Raw genomic sequence first — 19,055 nt, forward strand, 5'->3', positions numbered from 1 at the left:
GAGCGCTTGAAACTCGTACTGTGTCTGGACATGCAAAACCCCCGAAGGTTGTGTCCAACTTTCGGGGGTCAGTTCACGAGCCGGGGCTTTGTTGTGCGAGAGGGGGTCCGGCTACTCCGCCGGCGACGGTTTCTTTTTGAACATCGCCGCCAGATTGTCCCACAATTCGATCTTGGCGCCCTGGCGCTTCATGATCACGCCCTGCTGCAGGATCGACAGCGTGTTGTTCCAGGCCCAGTAGATGACCAGGCCGGCCGGGAAGGAGCCCATCATGAAGGTGAAGATCACCGGCATCCAGGTGAAGATCTGCGCCTGCGTCGGATCCGGCGGCGTCGGGTTCATGCGCATCTGCAGGAACATGGTGATGCCCATGACCACAGCCCAGGCGCCCATATGCGGCAGGAACGCCGGCGGCGCGAACGGCAGCAGGCCGAACAGGTTGAAGACCGAGGTCGGATCGGGCGCCGCCAGATCCTGGATCCAGCCGAAGAACGGCGCGTGCCGCATCTCTATGGTGATGTAGAGCACCTTGTAGAGCGAGAAGAACACCGGGATCTGCAGCGCCACCGGCCAGCAGCCGGCGAGCGGATTGATCTTCTCGGTCTTGTACAGCTCCATCATCGCCTGTTGCTGCTTCATCTTGTCGTCCGCGTATTTCTCGCGGATCTCGAGCATCTTGGGTTGCACCTTCTTCATGTTCGCCATCGACGCGTAGGACTTGTTGGCGAGCGGGAAGAAGATGGCCTTGACCACCACTGTGGTGGCGAGGATGGCCAGGCCGAAATTGCCGAAGAATTTGTAGAGCGTGTCGATCAGCCAGAACATCGGCTTGGTGATGAAGTGGAACCAGCCCCAGTCGATCAGGAGGTCGAACCGCTTGATATGGCGATCCTCGGCGTAGGCGTTGATCTTGCCTACTTCCTTGGCGCCGGCGAAAATCTCCGACTCGATCGTCGTCGACTGTCCGGCCGCCACGGTGATTGCATCGGACAGGAAATCCGCCTGGTAGCTGTGCGCATGAGGCCCGGTAGGGAATTCGAAATAGGAATAGTTGGGCTGGAATGGCTGCTTTTCGGTCGGGACCAGGGTCACAGCCCAGTATTTGTCGGTGATGCCGAGCCAGCCGTCGGTCGACTTGCCTGGCTTGACCTGCTTGTCCTTCTCGATGGCCGCGTATTTGTGTTCCTGCAGGCCTTCCGTGCCGGTGAAGCCGATCAGGCCTTCATGCAACACGTAGGTGCTGGCAACCGCCGGCTTGTCGAAGCGGGTAACGCGGCCATAATTGTAGAGCGATACGGGCGCCGCGCCGGAGTTCTTCACCGTATCGGAGACGGTGAACAGGTAGTCGTTGTCGACAGAGAAGGTGCGCTCGAAGGTCAGGCCCTTGTCGTTGACATAAGTCAGCGTCACCGGGGTTGCCGGGGTCAGCGTAGGATTGCCGGCTGCGGTCCAGACGGTATCTGCTCCCGGCACGGTGCCGGTCTGATCGATATTGGCGGCGCTGTAGCCGATCTCGGCGAAGTAGCCATTGGGCAAGGCCGCCGGATTGAGCAGGCTGATCTCAGGCGAGTCCTTGTCGACGGTCTCGGTATAGTGCTTGAGCTTCAGGTCATCGAGACGTGCCCCAGTCAGGTTGATCGAGCCCGACAGGCTCGGCGTGTCGATCTTGACGCGGGCAGTTGCTGCAAGGGCCTGTTCGCGGCTAGCCGCCGTTACCACGCCGCCGGGCGCGTTCGGAATGGCGCCGGGCGCCGCGGGCGCCGTCGTGCCGCCGGGGTTTGCGGCCTCGGCCGCCTTCTTCTGCTCCGCCACCCGCTGCTCTTCGATGCGCGTGGCTTCGGCTTGCCGCTCGCTGCGCGGCAGCACGTAGAAATATTGCCACAGCCCAAGGATCAGCACCGACAAGACGATGGTGATGTAGAAGTTCCGGTTGTTTTCCATCGAAAGCCCTTGGCCTATCGTGTTCCGCTCAGACGGCGGGAGAGTTCGGCCTTCAACTGGCCGAACGGAATGGTAAGCACGTCTTCACGCCCGACGATGACATAGTCATTGCCGGGCGCCATGTCACTTGCGGCATGGGTGCGCACGGCTTCTTTCAGCCGCCGCCTGATGCGGTTGCGCACGACTGCATTGCCGACTTTCTTGGTGACGGTGAAGCCGACGCGCGGCGACAGACCGTCATTGCGGTCGAGAACTTCAACGAGAAAAAGCCGCCCGCGCCGCTTTTCACCGCGGCGGACGGCCAGGAATTCCGCACGTTTCAGAAGCCGCTTGGGGTTTGGTCCCACTGGCTTGCCGGTTGCGGGCAACGATCTCGTCTTCCGTTCAGGCGCTGAGCCGCTTGCGGCCGCGGTTGCGGCGAGCTGCGACGACGCCGCGACCACCCTTGGTGGCCATGCGAGCACGAAAACCGTGCCGGCGCTTGCGGACGAGTTTGGACGGTTGGTAGGTACGCTTCATTTGTTTTAATACCGCGGGGTGCGGCCCTTCTTGATTCTGTCACTGTGTAACAGGAGCTTTGCCGGGCCGGTTTTGGCGCGATCGAAACCGCGCCGGGACGAATGGCCCGAGCGTGAGCGGCTTATAGAAAGAAGGGTTTTGGGAGTCAATCCGGCGTGAACTAACAGTTCATCGCCGCGCGAACGACCAGTTCGATGCGGTTTTATTGCTGGTACCATCGTCCAACGAAGGATGAAATTGGCAAAAAAGCCGCAATCGCCTAATCTCAACCGATCAAGCGTTTGTGAAGACAGGCCCTAATGAGCGACTTTGCCCCCGCGGATGAAGGGACCGGCCCGGCGAAAGCCGATGCCAGCCCGGCGTCCGCTCGCCCTGCTCCGAGCCGTTCGGTGCCATTGGCGCGCGGCCTGTCGACCAAGCTGCTGTTGCTCACCATCGTCTTCGTGCTCCTGGCCGAAGTCCTCATTTTCCTGCCCTGGATCGCCAGCTACCGCCTGGCCTGGCTGAAGGAGAGGCTCAGCACCGCCGCCGCCGTGTCGATCGTGCTGGTGCAGGGCGAGCCCAATTCGCTCTCGCGTACCGCCCAGAACGACGTGCTGATGGCGATCGGCGCCAAGGCGATCGCGGTGCGCGACGGTGGCGTCTCGCGCCTCCTGGTGGTGGCCGAAATGCCGCCGCAGGTCGACGAGCATATCGACATCGCCAATGTCGGCATGATCAAGGGCATGACCGGGGCGCTCGACACGCTGTTCTTCGGCGGCAAGCGCATGCTCAGGGTTTTCGGTCCGGTCGGCGAAAGCGACAAGGAATTCGAGCTGATCATGCCCGACTATTCCTTGCGCAACGCCATGCTGCGCTATTCGCGCAATGTCGCTTTCGTCTCGTTGCTGATCTCGCTGTTCACCGCCATGCTGGTCTATGCCGCGATCGACCTGATCATGATCGGCCCGATCCGCACCATGACGCGCTCGATGCTGTCCTTCTCCGAGGCGCCCGACGATCCCACGCGTATCATCCACCCGGCCGCCCGCGCCGACGAGATCGGCGTTGCCGAACGCGAACTGTCGCAGATGCAGGAACGGCTGCAAAAGATGCTGTCGGAGCAGAAGCATCTTGCCGATCTCGGCCTCGCCGTCTCCAAGATCAATCACGACATGCGCAACATCCTGGCCTCGGCGCAGCTGATGTCGGACCGTCTGCGCCTGGTCAAGGACCCGACCGTGCAGGCCTTCGCGCCAAAACTGCTGCGCGCGCTCGACCGCGCCGTGTCCTATTCCGAAGGCGTGCTGGCCTATGGCCGCACCCAGGAGCCGGCGCCCTCGCGCCGCCGTTTGCGGCTGCGCCAGCTGGTCGACGACGTCCACGGCCTGCTCGACATCGAGGACGGCATCGAATTCGTCAACGCCGTCGAGCTCGCTTTCGAGGTCGATGCCGATTCCGACCAGCTGTTTCGCGTGCTCACCAATCTGTGCCGCAACGCCGTGCAGGCGATGGCAGCCGACTCCGAGAGCGCGCTGGTGCGCCGGCTCGCCGTGTCGGCTGAGCGCATGGGCAGCGTCAGCCGCATCATCGTCACCGACACCGGTCCCGGCCTGCCGCCCAAGGCGCGCGAAAACCTGTTCGCGGCGTTTCGCGGTTCGGCCCGCAGCGGCGGCACCGGCCTTGGACTGGCCATCGCCCACGAACTGATCCGCGCCCATGGCGGCACGGTGGAGCTGGTCGAATCGATCGGCGGCCGCACCACCTTCGCCGTCACCATCCCCGACCAGCCGGTCCGCCTCGACCAGGCCCGCAGCGGCCTGCGCCGCCCCGCCTGAGCTGAATCTCAACTCACCTTGATCTGCCTGCGACAAAACTTTTGCCGGATCGGCTTGCTTTTCGGAAATTCAGTCGTTAGGGAACACGTCTCGTCGCGGCCGGTCGCCAGGACCGGCTTGCGGGGCTATGCAAGTCATGGCCTGTTGCGCGCCCGTAGCTCAGCTGGATAGAGCACCAGACTACGAATCTGGGGGTCAGGAGTTCGAATCTCTTCGGGCGCGCCAAATTTACGAACTGCTTGACTTGAAACCGTTTTCGGAAACATGGGCCCGAATAGCAGCGAAAATCGTCCACCTAAGACAGTTTCGAGCGGGAAGGTTTGACCCTAGACGACATTGCGAATGGTCGCGCCAACCTTGGCGTGGCTACTCGGGAAGTCCAGCCAGCCGAAGGCTCTCAGCCATAAAGTCGCGATCCTCCTGTTTTCGAAATGGCTCGATCTCGGGATACCGGCCAATGGTCATCTCGGGCATCTCGGATAGTAGCTTCTCTATCTCAGCCTTCGCCTCACCTAGATGCCCAAGGCGTGCCTGGCACATCGCCAGATAGCCATGAATGTACCAAAACGGGTGGGCCTGCCGAGAAAATGCCAAGATCGCTTCATGATATCGTCGGAGCATTAGCAGAGCCATGCCTCGGATTTCCCAGTGCCATGTCGCCGGAATTGGATCGCGTTGAAGCAACTCATCCATCGTCTTGAGCGCTGTCGCGAAATCACCGTTTCGAAGAAACAACTCTGCCTGGTATGCCATCGCAGTGGCATTGGCGGGGTTTAGGCTGATGGCCCGTTCCAAATGGGAGGCTGCCAACTCGTATTGCCGCTTGAGAATCAGCGCCATTCCGAGCAGCGCATGGCCAGAGGAGTCGCCGTCATCCAAGCCTATTGCGGTTCGTGCGGCGGCCGCCATTTCGTCGAGCGTGTCCGCTCGCGCGGTTCCGAGGTATTGCACGTAGAACGTGGCGGCTCGCATAGCATGAGCAACGGCGTATTCAGCATCTAGTTGGAGAGCCCTCTCCACAAATGGCATCGCCCGTGGAGCGTCGTGCTGGGCAACATACTTTTTTGCCAATTGAACGCATTCGTAGGCTGCCAAGCTCGGTAGGTCCCGCTTGCTCGCATCATTGGCTATTGCCAACTGAAGTCGCGATTCGAGCGTGACAACGATGGTCCGGACAACTTCGTCCTGGACGACGAAGATATCTTCAACTTCGCGATCATAGCGTTCGGCCCAGAGTTCCTGACCAGTAGTGCTGTGGATAAGTTGTGCCGCCACGCGGACGCGTTTGCCGATGCGCCTCACGCCACCAGCTACGATATATTCGACATTCAATGCCTTTGCGATTTCCTGAGTACCAAGGCCCTTCCCCTTGAATGAGAAAGATGAATTTCGGGCAATCACGAACAGGTTTCGGAAGCGCGAAAGTTCGGTCAGAATGTCTTCCGCGATGCCTTCAGCGAAGTAATCCTGCTCCGGATCTCCTCCCATGTTGGAGAAGGGCAGCACGGCTACGCTGCCTTTGGTCCGCGTCCCCGAACCGTGCGCCATGGCGGCAGTCTTGGGCAACGCAGCGTCCAAAACGACATTGTACACGCGTATCGGCTGCTCGATGTTCTTGAGGCTGTGCTCGCCGGTATCGTCGAAAGCCAGTTCGAGCTTGTTGCCGACATTTTCCCGAACAGTAGCGGACACCGACACGCCGCCGGGCTTGGCGATAGCCTCGATCCGCGCAGCGATGTTCACGCCGTCACCGAAAATGTCATCGCCCTCAACTATAACGTCGCCAAGATTAATTCCGATGCGAAATTGAATTGGGGGGGTAGCGGCGAGATTTCGCTCGCCCATCGCTCGCTGGATAGCCGCTGCGCATTCAACCGCGCTCACCACACTTGGAAATTCGACCAGCGCTCCGTCGCCCATCATCTTGACGATGCGGCCGTGACGCGCGGTGACAGCGGGGTTGAAAGTCTGCTGCCAAACCTCCCGCAGCGCCGCAAGGGTACCTGCCTCGTCGATTCCCATCATGCTGGAGTAACCGACAACGTCGGCTGCCAGGATGGCCGATAGTCGGCGCGTCGTCTGCTGTTCCGCCATACCGATCCCACAGTCGATGGGCTGAGGAATGTTAGACTGTACGAGCTATTCTTGGTGTCTGAAAGTCGAGATCTTGCTTTCGCGGGATCGCAGGTAAAAGTCCGGAATTGGCGCACTTGCGACTTTGGCGACGATCCCGCTGCTAGCACCTTGAGTGCGGGGACAGAATTTGAACCTTTGCCCGCTGTGACGCTTCAGATCGTGATCGAGTTCGGTCACTCTGCCATCGGAGCCGCTGAGCTAACCATCGCCGCTTGTCGTGCTGCCGGGACGCTGCTTCGGTCTGGGCTTCGCCTGCGGAACCCAAGCTGCCGCACCAGCCGCGGCGGCTTTGGCGGAACAGCGCGGTGTGATCGAGATTGTCCTGGTCGGCGGCGTGCGCGTGCGGGTGATCGACTTCATCCGCGAGCACAAGCCAATCGCGGCAACGGCCGAAACGATAGCCAGTAAGAGCCTTGGGTCATGACTGCACGCTTACGAAGCACCGAGGCATTCTGTATCCGCTGGTGGGCCGCGAACGATGAAAGCAGGCAATTCTCCTACGCGGTGCCGCTACCCTGACGTTCGCCAGCCTAGCTTTTCAACGGGATGCCATCGCAACGATACGAATCGACCCATTGCATAAATTGGCGTAGACCGGAGCGACAAAAAGATTAGGCGGAAGTTGGGAGGAGGCAATGGTTGATTACCATCATTGGCAACTCGACGGGAGCGCGCCGGAGCTTTACGAAAAATACCTGGTGCCGGCGATTACAGTAAAATGGGCAGAGGATCTCGTGGGGAGAGCCCAGCCTTGTGCTGGAGAAGATGTTCTCGACCTAGCCTGCGGAACTGGCATTGTCGCCCGCTTGGCAAGTCAGCGGATGGGCCAGGGACATGTCACCGGCCTGGACCTAAACAAGGGGATGCTGGCCGTTGCCCGGACCTTTTCCGGCGACGGAGCGCCAATCGATTGGGTTGAAGGCAGTGCGCTGGATTTGCCATTCCCGGCTGGAAAATTTGACTTGGTTCTTTGCCAATTGGGACTGCAATTCTTTCCGGATCAGGGGCGCGCGCTCAGCGAAATGAATCGTGTGTTGTCGCTGTCCGGGCGTGTCGCACTTAGCGTATTTAATTCGATAGAACGAACTCCAGGTGCGAACGCGTTTGTACTGGCCCTTGATCGTGTTCTGGGGCCAAACTCATCAAGGATCAAACGCGGCGAACATGCTTTTAACGAGCCGGGCGAGCTTCGAGACTTGTTGATAGGCGCGGGGTTATCGAAAGCCGAAGTCCGCACCGTGGTACAGAAAGTCACGTTTCCATCTGTGCTCGACTATGTCCGTTTTCAGTTTTGTGCGACGCCTTTGGCGGCCCTGCTGGGGGATCTCACCGAGGACGATCGCCGGGAGACGATCAAGACAATCGCTTTGGAAATCGCAGGATTTTGTCATCCGGAGATGCTTGAAGGCGGGAGATTCTCTTTCCAGCAAGAAGGATACGTAGGCACGGCGTACGCTTCAGGTTGATCACATCAACCTCTCACCCTCTGCAGCGATTGCGAATGGTTGCTTCTGGTGTTGTGAAATCGGCCGCCGCTGCGGGCTATAGCGTATAAATGGCGGACCCGGCACCTCGTCATAGATGCCGAGCGACAGCACGAAGATCAATCGCTTCACGCCCGTGGCCTGCATCGAGAGAGGCGCCACGAAGCTCCAGACTTCTGGCGAATCTCTTCGGGCGCGCCAAAGTTTCCAAGGTTTAAGCTCGATGCCGGGAAATGGCGAAATCGCTGGTGGCACAGGAGAGCCCCAGGTTTACGCTATTCCATCGACGCATGAGCTGCGTCGGTAGCGGCGGGCCATCTCTTCTTGCCTGAGCCCAGCGCCGTGCTCACGCGCTACCTTCTCGGCTCGTAGCGCAGCACCACCGCGCCTGAGCTGACGCGCACCTGGACTAAAAATCGTCACGAGTCAGTAATTGACGGCAATTGCGCTTCCGGCGAACCGCCCGATTGTTCATCGGTCAATCCGCAATGCCTGCTTTCCTCAGGCCATCTAGCCAGTGCTCCACGTCCTCCTGACGGCGATATGGAGAGCCGCGCTTGTAGTCACCTAGAGTGAAACCAGGTTTGCGCTCGAGGCACCTGTTCCAAGCCAATATTGCCTCGTCGATGCGTCCGAGCTGTCCCAAACAAGCAGCCAGATTGGCGAACCCGCGATCATAGTTGTTGTTGTCCCAACGGCGGAAGGATTCCAGCGAAACCTCATAGTCTCCGAGCAGATAGTAAGCGAATGCGAGTAGCTCGTGGACCTCGCGGTGTTCGAGCGGACTCAGCCGTCTGAGACGCTCGCCGATCTCGCGGGCCTTCGTGAGGTGACCATTCCAAAGGCAGATGTACCCGACCCAGACGAGTACATCTGGGTTTGTCGGGCCCATCGCGAGCGCGCGTTGCCCATGAGTCTCGGCAGCCTCGAACTCCCCTTTCCATCCATGCAGAGCGGCGACGACCGCCTCTGCCAGTCCGCTGGCGTCGCCGAGTTCGATAGCCCGCAGGGCCGACTGCATGGCCAACGCCTTCATGTCTTCGTCAGCTCTGAAAGCGGAGAGGGTCGCGTAGGCGTCTGCGAGGCATGTATGCGCTCGCGCTGAATCAGGCTCCCAGCCAAGAGCCAGCTTTAGGAACTCGACAGCAGCGACGGTGTCTTTCTCGGTGAAGCGGTGCATAGCATCGAGGCCGCGCAAGAACGCATCATATGCGCTCAGGCTCGTTTGCGTTTGCCTGGTCCGAACGATCTCGGCAGTGCCTACCTTGCCGACCAGTGCCCAGGCGATCCTCTCTGTCACCTCGTCTTGAACGGCGAAAAGGTCATCGAGGTCTCGATCGTAGCGCTCAGCCCAGACGTGATTGCCAGTGGCCGCTTCTATCAACTGCGCAGTGATCCTGACGCGTGCAGCCGCCTTTCGAACGCTTCCCTCGACGACGTACCGAACACCGAGTTTCCTTCCGACCTCGGTGATGTTTACGGATTGACCCTTGAAAGCGAACGAGGAATTGCGCGCGATCACGAACAAACTCTGACTGCGACTGAGCTCGGTGATAAGGTCCTCGGCTATTCCATCCGAGAAATAATCCTGCTCGGGGTCCACCGACATGTTTGTGAAAGGAAGCACCGCCACTGATGGCTTGAACGGAAGCGGCAAATCCTCTGCTGAAGCAATTGACGCTGAAGGTGGATCATCCCGCTCTTCTGTTTGAACCCGGTAGGCACGCACAGGCCCAGCAATGTTCTTCATCGTATGCTCGCCCAGGTCGACGAGCGTATAGGGAATCTTTCCCTTCACTTGATCATAGACGCTGCGTCCAATGACGACACCTCCGGGCTCACTGACCTTTTCCAGCCTGGCGGCCACGTTTACGCAGTCACCGTAGATCGTCGTCTCATCCAGGATGACCTCGCCGGCGTTGACACCCATCCTGAAGGCCATGCGCCGGTCTTCAGGAAGATCCGCATTGCGTGCCGCTATGCGTTCTTGCGTCTCGACTGCGAACTGCAACGCATCGACGGCGCTGGGAAACTCGATCAGCAAACTGTCGCCCGCGGTGCCGACCAGCCGACCCCTGAATTGCGCGATCTTTGGATCGATCACTTCGGCGCGCAGTGCCTTTAGATGGAAGAGAGTTCCGGCCTCATCGTCCCCCATCAAACGCGAGTAGCCAGCTACGTCCGCTGCCAAAACCGCCACAAGCTTTCGTTCCGGGCGCGCCACAATGCCTCCTGGACCCCAAAGACGCCACGTGGGTTTGCTGGGAGCGTAGCACTCGCGTCTGTGCGCAACTAGCCGTCAGAGAACGGCCGCTTCCGTAGCGCCGCCGGGGCGTCGCGCAACGCGGCATCGGCCTTGGCCCCGGCCCCGCAAGCAAGATCTTTCAATGAATTGGAACAGATGCAGCCGGCTGCCGTTTGCTTTCTTTCGTCCATTGAAAGGAAGTCCAAATGGCCAGCCCTGCCGAACTCGAAGCCAAGTTCTGGAAGTCGTTGAAATCCGACATGACAATGATGATCGGCCTTGATGGATCGAAGGTCATCCCGCGTCCGATGACAGCCCAGATTGAGGATCGGAAGGGGCCGATCTGGTTCTTCACGGCCACAGACACCGAGCTTGTCGAGGGCCTGAAAGATGGCAGCGGCGCGACAGCTACCTTCACATCGAAGGGTCACGACCTGTTCGCCACAGTGCAGGGGAAGCTTTTTCTGGACAACAACCCAGTGGTCATCGATCGGCTTTGGAATCGTTTTGTCGCTGCCTGGTTTGAGCGCGGGAAAGACGACCCGAGGCTGGCACTGCTTAGGTTCGATCCGCAGGAGGCTGAGATCTGGCTCGACGGCTCAAGCGTGACTGCCGGCATAAAAATGCTGCTCGGGTTCGATCCGAAAGAGGAATACAAGGACAAAGTCGCCAAAGTGTCCCTGTGAGGAGCTGCAACTTTTATAGCGATGCGGAGTGTAGGGCCGTTGAGCGATGGACACCAAGTCCTCGTTGATCGATACCGAAGCGGCCAACCGTGCGTTGGCCACGTCGGAAGCTAGCAACGCCGCCATAAGGGCAGAGGATGGAGACCGCGGCCGCAATGCAGCCCGGCCTTCCGAAATTCCTGCGCTTGGTTGGAGGGATATCTTCTGGCGGCTCTGGGAAGAGTTCAACAAGGACCGCGTTTTGCTGGTCGCGGCCGGCGCGACCTTCTATTTGCTGCTGGCGCTGTTTCCGGCGTTGGCGGCCTTTATCTCTATCTACGGCTTTGTCGCCGATCCCATTACGGTGGCGGACCATGTCGCCTATCTCGGCGGATTGCTGCCGTCAGGGGGATTGGATATCATTCGCGGACAGTTGCAGGCTTTGGCCAGTCAGAAACCGGGAGCGCTCGGGACAGGTTTCTTCGTCGGCCTTGCGATCGCGCTCTGGAGCGCGAACAGCGGAATGAAGGCGCTCTTCGATGCGATGAACATCGCCTATGAGGAAAGCGAGAAGCGCAGCTTCATCACGCTCAACCTGATGTCGATCCTGTTCACGATGGGAGCCTTGGTGATCGGGATAGCCTTGTTGCTGACGGTTGGCGTGGTCCCGGCACTGTTGCGCTTTTTCTACCTCGACGCCTGGACGGAAACCCTTGTCGCGGTATCTCGCTGGCCGATCCTGGTAGGAATCATGCTGACAGGCATTTCCCTGCTCTACCGTTTCGGGCCGAGCCGCGAACATGCGAAGTGGCGATGGCTGAGCTGGGGCGCCTTGGCTGCGACCGCGGTCTGGATCGCGGCATCGTGGCTATTCTCGTTCTACCTGCAGCATTTTGCCAACTACAACGCCACCTACGGATCGCTGGGTGCTGTCGTTGGCTTGATGATGTGGACATGGATTTCAGTCATCATCCTCATCGCCGGCGCCGCAATCAATGCCGAGATGGAACATCAGACGGCAATCGACTCGACCACGGGTCCCGCTCTGCCGATGGGAGAGCGCGGCGCGGTGGTTGCCGATACGCTGGGAAAAACAGCTGATTAGGTGCTGGATCGCTTATCGGGCAAAGAACCGGTGCAATGCGCGAGAGCAGGTGGAGATCGACGCAGCCTGCTTTCACCCTTTCCCGATCAGGAACTGGCCTGCCTAATCGGTCGCGCCCCAGCCAGATACCGCTCGTTGTCGAACGGCTCGGCCTGGGTGCTGTCCGGGCTCCACATATGCCGGTCAATCTCCGTCAGATTGCCGAGATAGACATGCAGCGCGCCGGAGCGGGCGCTGCCGGTGTTGGCGACCGCATGCACCGTGTCCGGGGTCATGTGCACGACGGTAGGCGCCGCGATGTCCTGCCGCACCGGTGTATCGATCTCGCTGCCGTCGACGGGATAGATGAAGTTGGTCTCGCTACCCTTGTAGATGCCGATCAGCGCATCCATCAGATGGTTGTGCGCCGGATACTGCAGGCCGGGCGACAACGTGATGTGGTAGATCGTCAAATCAGGGCTGGCATGCAGCAGCACCTCATCGTCTTCCTCCTCATGGGCAAGCACGCCCGAGGCGTGAAAACGATCAGTGTGCTCGCGCAACACCGCCTTGACCCGATCGAAGGCATCAGGACCTTTGGCTGCGTTGACGATATCGGCGGTTACGGCGTAGAGAGGCGAGTTGGCGGCAAGAGGCATCGTCAGTTATCCCTCTTAAGAAGCTTAATACTCATAACTGAGATGCTCAGGCTAGCGAATGCCGGAACCAGCGTCAACTGCCCAGGAAGACCTGACATGATCGCCCCGAAATCCGCAGCCGCGTCACCCTCGACCGCCGACATATTGCGCAGCGAGGAGGCCTACGAGCAGCTGAAGAGCGACATCGTCGCCTGCGTGCTGCGCCCCGGCGAAAGCCTGACCGAAAAGCAGATCGGCGATCGCTACCAGATCAGGAAGGCGACGATCCGCTCGGCCCTCGCCCGGCTGACGCAGGAAGGGCTGATCAAAAGCGAGCCCAGGCGCGGCTATGTCGTGGCACCGCTCAGCCTGCGCGACGTCAACGAGATTTTCGATGTCCGCAGCCTGATCGAGCCGGAAGTGTTCAGGGTGGCCGGGGCCAACCTCACCGAGCGCGGGCTCGAGGATATCAGGCTGGCGGCGCAAAAGGTGCTGAAGCCTGAGACGCTGCGCAGCCATGTCGCCTTCCTCGCCGCCGACCGCGCCTTTCGCCTGGCGCTGGCCGAGCTCTCGGGCAATCTGCGGCTGGCGCGCCTGCTCGACCAGATCCTCGACCAATCGGAGCGCGTTCTCCATCTCGGCTTCAAATCGCGCGACTTCACGCAAGTGATCATCGGCCAGCAAAAGGAGCTCATCCTTGCCTGTGAGGTGGCCGAGGTCTCGGCCATCGCAAAGCTTGCCCGTTCGCAGTGCCTGTCGCTCAAGAAGCAGGTGCTCGAGGCCCTGCTTACCGGCTCCAAACTGCAGGACGCCAATTTGCAGAGCTTCGCCTGAGGCTGGCCTGCGCTCTCGGGCCGCCGCTTCATTCGTCGACGAATCGGATCTCCGCGTCGGCAAGGCAATAGGGCGCATAGCGGAAATCTCGGATATGGCTGACCTTTCCGTCCTGCCAGCCGACCAGCATGAAGCCACGCACGACATCGTCCCCAGCCTGCGGATTGCGGATCAGGATGGCCGGCCTGCCGTCGACGAAGCCCAGCGACAGCGCCCAGTCGCTGACGCGGTCGTAATTGCCGAAATAGTTGGAAACCTGCGCCTTGCCGCGCATACGGGTGCGATTGACGACTTCAAGCTGGATATCCTCGGCGATCAGCGCGCGCACGGCATCGAAGTCCCGTGCGTTGAACAGGTCGACATAGCGACGCAGGCGCCGCTCATCGTCGGCGTCGAGCTTTGGGGCGGGCGTCTGTTCATCCTGCAGGGCCAGCAGCCGCAGCTGTGCCCGCCCGCGATGCAGCGCCGCCTTGGTCGCGGCCAGCGTCGCGCCGGAGACCTCGCAGGTCTCGTGCAGGCTGAGGCCAAGCACGTCGACCAGGATCACGGCGCTGCGCTGCGCCGTGGCAAGCTGCATGAAGCTGCGCAGGCTGGCGGCGGTGGCGAGCCTGGCATCGGCGCTTGCTAAGGGGTCTTCGATCATCGTCATGTCGGTCTCGCTCATGCGCGCCTGCTCCCGCTGGCGCCGGCGCAGATGATCCTGCGCGGCATTGTGGGCGATGCGGAACAGCCATTGCTCGGGCCGCTCGACAGAGGCGTCGCCGTCAATGGCCTGCAGCGCCTTGATCAGTGTCTCCTGGACGATGTCCTCGCCGTCGATCACCGAGCCGGCCATGCGGGCGCAGTAGCGATGCAGCTTCGGCCGCAAATCGGCCAGCATCGCCTCCAATGCCGGCCGGTCGAGTTTTGCTGTGTTCATCCTGTCCATTCCCAAAATGCCGGTCTTTGCACTCAAGCCGGCACGACCTCGCCGGCCAGCATACGATAGTTGCCGACGATCTTTGCCGGCGATCTGGCAAGCGGCGTGGAGCGTCGCGCGGCATGATCGGCGCCGAAAGCCTTGAAGGCGGCGAGCCCGGTCAGGCCGTCGCCGTCCTGACTGACAAGATGGACGAACTCGCCATTCTCCAGTTCCAGCACGAGGTAGCGCACGGATTGCGGCTTCGTTTCGTCGAGCGCCTCGAACACCTTTGCAACCAGCATACGGTTCTCGGCGATGCTTTCATCCTTCACGCCATAGCGGATGAGATTATTGCCCATGTGTCGTCTCCTGTTTTTCAAGTCTGCATGGAGAAGACGTTTCGCGGCCTCGAAAAGATTCTCCGCCGCCGTGAATCTTTTCGATCGCCCGGATCGTCTTTCCCCGTGGACGGCTGCGCGGCAGCCATCGAGGAGCAGGAGAGTCCCATCATGCACATCCAGTTTGCGGAGTTGCCGGTGTTTGACCAAGACCGCGCCAAGGCCTTCTACACCGAGCACCTTGCCTGCCAGCTCATAGCCGACCAGCCGATGGGCGACAGCGGCTGGCGTTGGATCGAACTGGCGCTCCCCTTCGCGGTCACCAATTTGCATTTCATCAGGCGCGCCGATGACGCGCCGAGCGCTGAACCCGTGATGGTGCTGGTCGACGACAATGTCGAGGCAACCGTTGCCGCGTTGAAGGCGCGCGGCGTCGAAATCATCACCGAGCCGCAGGAGGCGCCATGGCAGCCGGGCCGCACGGTAGCCGAGTTCCGCGACAGCGAGGGCAACCGCATGGTTGTCGCCAGCAAATGATCGGGACCGGCGCAAAGCCGAACTTTGATGTGAGAGCAACAGGAGAGATGGACATGACCCCCAATCGTCGACGCTGAAAGTACCGGGCGCCAGCCTCTATTTCGAGACGCGCGGCTCCGGCCCCGTGCTGTTGATCACCCCGGCGGCCGCAGGACGCCGGCGTCTTTTCCGATGTCGCGCACCATCTCGCCGACCGCTACACGGTGGTCGCCTACGACACGCGCGGCAAGTTCTTCTCTAATGAAATTAACCGGCTAACATTGCTGTATCAGACGGCCTCCCAGCCTTCCTTGCCGCCGGCGCGGAAGATGGCGTCGATGACCTTCTGGTTGAGCACGGATTCCTCCAGCGTGAAGACGCGCTCCTTGCCGCCCTCGGCCGCCCTGGCAAAGGTCTCGACCTCGCGCCGATATTGCTGCGTGCCGGGAAAGCGGAACACCTGCGCCTCGGTGTGGTTCTGGTTGTGCAATTCGATGCGGTGGTGGTCGTAGAGCCCGGCATTGAACGGCGAAAACACCTCAATGAAACCCTTCTCGCCGTGGAATACCATCACCTGCCGCGCCGCCATCTGCGTCGACAGGTAGAAGGACAGTTCGAAATCGCCGAAATCGGCGCGGATCGAGGAATAGATATCGGTCCCGAATTTTTTGTCACGCTCGATCGTAGCCTGCACTCGGCTAGGCTCCTTGCCGGTCGAAAACCGCGTCGAGACGGTCGGATAGACGCCGATATCGGGCAGCGCGCCGCCGCCGAGATCGAGCTGGTTGCGCATGTTGGTGGGGTCGACATTGTAGTAGGAGAACGCGCCCTGCACATGGCGCAGCCGGCCGATGGCACCGTCGGCGATGAGGTCGCGGACCTTGATCCATTGCGGGTGGTAGATGACCATGAACGCTTCGCAGACTAGCACCTTCTTCTGATCGCGCAGCTTGATCAGCGGGGCGATGTCCTTGGCGTCGAGCGCCAGCGGCTTTTCCACCAGCACATGCTTGCCCGCTTCGATCGCCTTGGCGGTCCATTCGACATGCTGCGAGGTCGGCAGTGGAATGTAGACGCCGTCGACCTCTTTGGAAGCCAGCAGTTCCTCATAGGAGCCGAAAGCGTGGCGGGCGCCGAAACGCTCGCCCAAGGCCTTGGCCTTCGACAGGTCGCGGCTGGCGATCGCCGACAAAACGCCATTCTCGGCCTCGACGATTGCCGGCAACAATTGCTCGCGGCCGATCTTGGCCGTCGACAAAACACCCCATCGGAACATCTGCCTTCTCCTGTCGGTTTTACAGGCGAGGAGGTTTGCCCGAAATTGGGGGAAAAGCCAATTGCCTACTGGCGCTAGTTCCTCGCCCCACGAAGTGGGGAGAGGTGGCCCGGCGAAGCCGGCACGGAGAGGGGTCTTCGTAGAGTGCCGGGGCTTGCCAATTCAAGCGCCCCGTATGCTTCGCTTCATGATCGCCCAAAACCTCGGAGGGCTCTGCCGTCGCGAACGTCCCCCTCTCCGTCCCGGCTTCGCCGAGCCACCTCTCCCCCGCTCCGCGGGGGCGAGGAACCCAAGTTCTGCAACGGCTCAGCCCTTCTTGCCCGTCAGCGTCATGTCGAAATCGACGATGTTGGAATAGATCGGCGTGCCGACATCCATGCCGTAGCGCGAGCGCAGCACCTTGCCGGTGACGTGGAATTTGATCGTGCCGCCCTTCAGCCCGCCGAGCTCGGCGGTGAACTTTTCCGCAAACGTCTTGCCGCGCGCCGTCAGCCGGCCGCTGACCAGCGCCGTGGTGTCGCTGGTGCGCGTCACGCTGGTCGAGCGGAACTGGATTTCCGGATTGTTGGCGGCATCGAACACCGCGTCGGAGCGCAGGAAGGCATCGATGCGGCCCTGGCCTGTGCCGACGCTTTCGGGATAGATGGTGAAATTGACCTGCGAACGCCCGACATCGCTGTTGTCGATACGGATCGAGCCCTTGAACCGGCCAAAGGCGCCGTTGAGCCCGCCGCCGCCGACCTTGCCGATGGAAAAGCGGATGCTGGAGCTGACCGGGTTGACCGTATAGCTGCCGGCTGCGTCGTTAAGGTCGACCGCGGCCAAGACAGGCATGGCAAGGCAAGCGGCCATAGCCGCCAATCCGAAGATGCGCGCATACATGGGTTTTGTCCTTCTGGGCAGGCAAAGTCCTGCGTCTTTCCTCCATGAACGAATACGCGGCGCGCCCTATTCCATGTCGGGCGCTGACGAAGGCGTGATCATGCGCGTGAGCACGTTGTCGCGCAGCCAGAAATGATGGCGCAGCGCCGCCAGCGCATGCAGCACGACCAGCGCAATGCCGGCATAGGCGAGATACCAGTGTACGGCTGCCCAGAAGTTTTCCGCCGCGTCGGACAGGCCGAGCGGCAGGTTCGGCATCACGAACAGGTTGAACGGCATGCTGGGGATCTCCAGCATCGACACCGAAACCAGCGCCCATCCGGACAAAGGCAGTGCGAGCTGGAAGGCATAAAGCGCCAGATGCACCAGCGGCGCGGTGCGACGCTCAAGCGCTCCGGTCGAGGCCGGCAGTGCCGGCGCCGCGTTGCCGAGCCGCCAGGCGATGCGCAGGATGATGAGACCGAGCAGCAGGAAGCCGAAGGATTTGTGCAGCTGGATGAGCTCGAAGGCGGTGCGCTGGCTGGTCAATCGCACCATGACGAAGCCGAGTACGAACTGGCCAATGAAGATGATGCCGATCAGCCAGTGAAGGATGATCGCCGCCCAGCCGTAGCGGGTTGTGCTGTTGGTGATGGCCTGCATGGCAGATAAACGAATGGCAGATGGGCTTTCTTCCGGCGCGCCTTACCCTCCTCCTTGTGGGGGTGAGCAGCCGGTTCGCCAAAGGCGAATTCATCGTGCCAGTGGCACGATGAAAGGCCGGCGAACGCCGCTGCGAAGCAGCGGGGACCCGGCCGGGCGCGCTAATTGTCAGCCTGGCCCTTCGCAGGCTCAGGGCGTTCGAAGTTCGAAAAGCCAAGCAATTGGCTTTTCGTCCGCTACGCGGACCACTTCTCACCCTTGAAGAAATCCACAAAAGCCCTGAGCGCCGGGCGCATCTGGCGGCGGCTGGGATAGTAGACGAAGAAACCGTCGAAGGGCGGGCACCAATCTTCCAGCACGCGTATCAGCCGGCCGTCGGCGAGCGGCGCCCGCACATAATCGTCGAAGACAAAGGCGAGCCCGGCGCCGTCGACCGCTGCCTGGGCGATCAGATGGTCTTCGTCGAGGATCAGCGGCCCTTGAGCGGCGAAGTCGATCTCTTCGCCATCCTTTTCGAATTCCCAGCGGTAGAGAATGCCGCTGGAAAAACGGAAGCGGATGCAGCGGTGATCGGCAAGATCGCGCGGATGCCGTGGTCTGGGCATGGTCGCGAAATAGGACGGCGCGCCGACGACGGCGCCGCGAAGGTCTGGTCCTATGCGCACCGCGATCATATCGCGCTGCAGGCTCTCGCCGAGGCGCACGCCGGCGTCGAAACCGCCTTCGACGACATCGGTGAAGCGGTCCTCGATGACGATTTCCAGCACGATGTCGGGATAGGCCGATGCAAAGGCGCCGAGTCTGGGCGTCAGCGTAAGGTGGGCCGCGGTGCGCGGCACGGTCAGCCGCAGATTGCCGGCCGGCCGGTCGCGCGCCTCGATCGCTGTTTCCAGCGCCAGGTCGATCTCCGACAGTGCCGGCCGCAGCCGCTCCAGCAACTGCGCGCCTTCTTCCGTCGGCGCGACGCTACGCGTGCTGCGCGCCAAGAGCCGCACGCCGAGCCGTGCCTCCAGGCTGGATACCGCATGGCTGACGGCCGAGGGCGCTATGGCCAGTTCCCTGGCGGCGCCGCGAAAGCTGCCGCATTGGGCGACGGTGGCCAGCACCGCCAGTTGCGAAAGATGAGCACGATTCATT

18 protein-coding genes and 1 tRNA gene are annotated in these 19,055 nt (G+C 61.1%); 7 read left to right on the top strand and 12 right to left on the bottom strand.

The annotated features are described in order from the left end of the window. Positions 1-111: 111 nt before the first annotated feature. Genes yidC through rpmH form a run of 3 tightly spaced genes read right to left on the bottom strand, consistent with a single transcriptional unit; the run spans position 112 to position 2,460 of the window. Entirely contained in the window at positions 112-1,941 is a 1,830-nt protein-coding gene (gene yidC / locus FJV77_RS21600; protein ID WP_142868655.1) for a membrane protein insertase YidC, read from the bottom strand. Between the two features lie 14 nt (positions 1,942-1,955). Then, entirely contained in the window at positions 1,956-2,309 is a 354-nt protein-coding gene (gene rnpA / locus FJV77_RS21605) for a ribonuclease P protein component (protein ID WP_112559842.1), read from the bottom strand. Between the two features lie 16 nt (positions 2,310-2,325). Beyond that, positions 2,326-2,460: a 50S ribosomal protein L34 gene (rpmH, locus tag FJV77_RS21610; protein ID WP_008833937.1), complete on the bottom strand. Its 135-nt coding sequence runs from the start codon at positions 2,458-2,460 to the stop codon at positions 2,326-2,328. A 299-nt stretch (positions 2,461-2,759) separates the two neighbouring features. Here rpmH and FJV77_RS21615 point away from each other — a divergent pair, with 299 nt between their 5' ends. Next, positions 2,760-4,277, top strand: a complete 1,518-nt coding sequence (locus FJV77_RS21615; RefSeq protein WP_142868656.1) for a HAMP domain-containing sensor histidine kinase — start codon at positions 2,760-2,762, stop codon at positions 4,275-4,277. 148 nt (positions 4,278-4,425) lie between these two features. Beyond that, a tRNA-Arg gene (locus tag FJV77_RS21620) sits at positions 4,426-4,502 on the top strand. Positions 4,503-4,643: 141 nt separating this feature from the next. On the opposite strand, the gene FJV77_RS21625 is transcribed toward FJV77_RS21620, so the two are convergent. Further along, positions 4,644-6,371 carry an adenylate/guanylate cyclase domain-containing protein gene (locus tag FJV77_RS21625; protein ID WP_142868657.1) on the bottom strand — a complete coding sequence of 576 codons (1,728 nt, stop codon included), beginning with the start codon at positions 6,369-6,371 and terminating at the stop codon, positions 4,644-4,646. 677 nt (positions 6,372-7,048) lie between these two features. Here FJV77_RS21625 and FJV77_RS21630 point away from each other — a divergent pair. Next, on the top strand, positions 7,049-7,879 hold the full coding sequence (locus tag FJV77_RS21630; protein WP_246691331.1) for a methyltransferase domain-containing protein: 831 nt from the start codon (positions 7,049-7,051) through the stop codon (positions 7,877-7,879). Positions 7,880-8,375: 496 nt separating this feature from the next. On the opposite strand, the gene FJV77_RS21640 is transcribed toward FJV77_RS21630, so the two are convergent. Next, the gene (locus FJV77_RS21640) at positions 8,376-10,121 is read right to left on the bottom strand and encodes an adenylate/guanylate cyclase domain-containing protein (protein ID WP_185970391.1); all 1,746 of its coding nucleotides are present in this window, start codon (positions 10,119-10,121) and stop codon (positions 8,376-8,378) included. A gap of 227 nt (positions 10,122-10,348) precedes the next feature. On the opposite strand from FJV77_RS21640, the gene FJV77_RS21645 reads away from it, so the two are divergent. Both FJV77_RS21645 and FJV77_RS21650 read left to right on the top strand, forming a co-directional pair. Further along, positions 10,349-10,828, top strand: a complete 480-nt coding sequence (locus FJV77_RS21645; protein ID WP_142868659.1) for a pyridoxamine 5'-phosphate oxidase family protein — start codon at positions 10,349-10,351, stop codon at positions 10,826-10,828. 46 nt (positions 10,829-10,874) lie between these two features. Beyond that, positions 10,875-11,912 (top strand): YihY/virulence factor BrkB family protein, encoded by a 1,038-nt coding sequence (locus FJV77_RS21650; RefSeq protein WP_142868660.1) that lies wholly within the window; start codon positions 10,875-10,877, stop codon positions 11,910-11,912. Positions 11,913-11,998: 86 nt separating this feature from the next. Here the strand turns inward: FJV77_RS21650 and FJV77_RS21655 are convergent, their stop codons facing one another. Beyond that, on the bottom strand, positions 11,999-12,550 hold the full coding sequence (locus tag FJV77_RS21655) for an autotransporter (RefSeq protein ID WP_142868661.1): 552 nt from the start codon (positions 12,548-12,550) through the stop codon (positions 11,999-12,001). A gap of 96 nt (positions 12,551-12,646) precedes the next feature. Here FJV77_RS21655 and FJV77_RS21660 point away from each other — a divergent pair, with 96 nt between their 5' ends. Next, complete coding sequence (locus FJV77_RS21660; RefSeq protein WP_142868662.1) at positions 12,647-13,363, top strand: GntR family transcriptional regulator; 717 nt, start codon at positions 12,647-12,649, stop codon at positions 13,361-13,363. Between the two features lie 28 nt (positions 13,364-13,391). Here the strand turns inward: FJV77_RS21660 and FJV77_RS21665 are convergent, their stop codons facing one another. Beyond that, positions 13,392-14,282 (bottom strand): sigma-70 family RNA polymerase sigma factor, encoded by an 891-nt coding sequence (locus FJV77_RS21665; RefSeq protein ID WP_142868663.1) that lies wholly within the window; start codon positions 14,280-14,282, stop codon positions 13,392-13,394. 32 nt (positions 14,283-14,314) lie between these two features. Further along, positions 14,315-14,623 (bottom strand): hypothetical protein, encoded by a 309-nt coding sequence (locus FJV77_RS21670; protein WP_246691332.1) that lies wholly within the window; start codon positions 14,621-14,623, stop codon positions 14,315-14,317. Positions 14,624-14,773: 150 nt separating this feature from the next. Between FJV77_RS21670 and FJV77_RS21675 the strand changes: the two genes are divergently transcribed. Then, positions 14,774-15,139, top strand: coding sequence for a VOC family protein (locus FJV77_RS21675; protein WP_142868664.1), 366 nt, complete (start codon positions 14,774-14,776; stop codon positions 15,137-15,139). 268 nt (positions 15,140-15,407) lie between these two features. Here the strand turns inward: FJV77_RS21675 and FJV77_RS21685 are convergent, their stop codons facing one another. The 4 genes from FJV77_RS21685 to FJV77_RS21700 form a co-directional block, all read right to left on the bottom strand. Further along, complete coding sequence (locus FJV77_RS21685) at positions 15,408-16,394, bottom strand: Gfo/Idh/MocA family oxidoreductase (protein ID WP_142868665.1); 987 nt, start codon at positions 16,392-16,394, stop codon at positions 15,408-15,410. Positions 16,395-16,700: 306 nt separating this feature from the next. After that, positions 16,701-17,276, bottom strand: coding sequence for a YceI family protein (locus tag FJV77_RS21690; protein WP_142868666.1), 576 nt, complete (start codon positions 17,274-17,276; stop codon positions 16,701-16,703). A gap of 66 nt (positions 17,277-17,342) precedes the next feature. Further along, the gene (locus FJV77_RS21695; RefSeq protein WP_142868667.1) at positions 17,343-17,918 is read right to left on the bottom strand and encodes a cytochrome b; all 576 of its coding nucleotides are present in this window, start codon (positions 17,916-17,918) and stop codon (positions 17,343-17,345) included. A 236-nt stretch (positions 17,919-18,154) separates the two neighbouring features. Beyond that, complete coding sequence (locus FJV77_RS21700) at positions 18,155-19,054, bottom strand: LysR family transcriptional regulator (protein ID WP_142868668.1); 900 nt, start codon at positions 19,052-19,054, stop codon at positions 18,155-18,157. Position 19,055: the final 1 nt, after the last annotated feature.

Origin of the sequence: Mesorhizobium sp. WSM4306, assembly GCF_007003975.1 — a bacterium.
Taxonomy (GTDB): Bacteria; Pseudomonadota; Alphaproteobacteria; order Rhizobiales; family Rhizobiaceae; genus Mesorhizobium.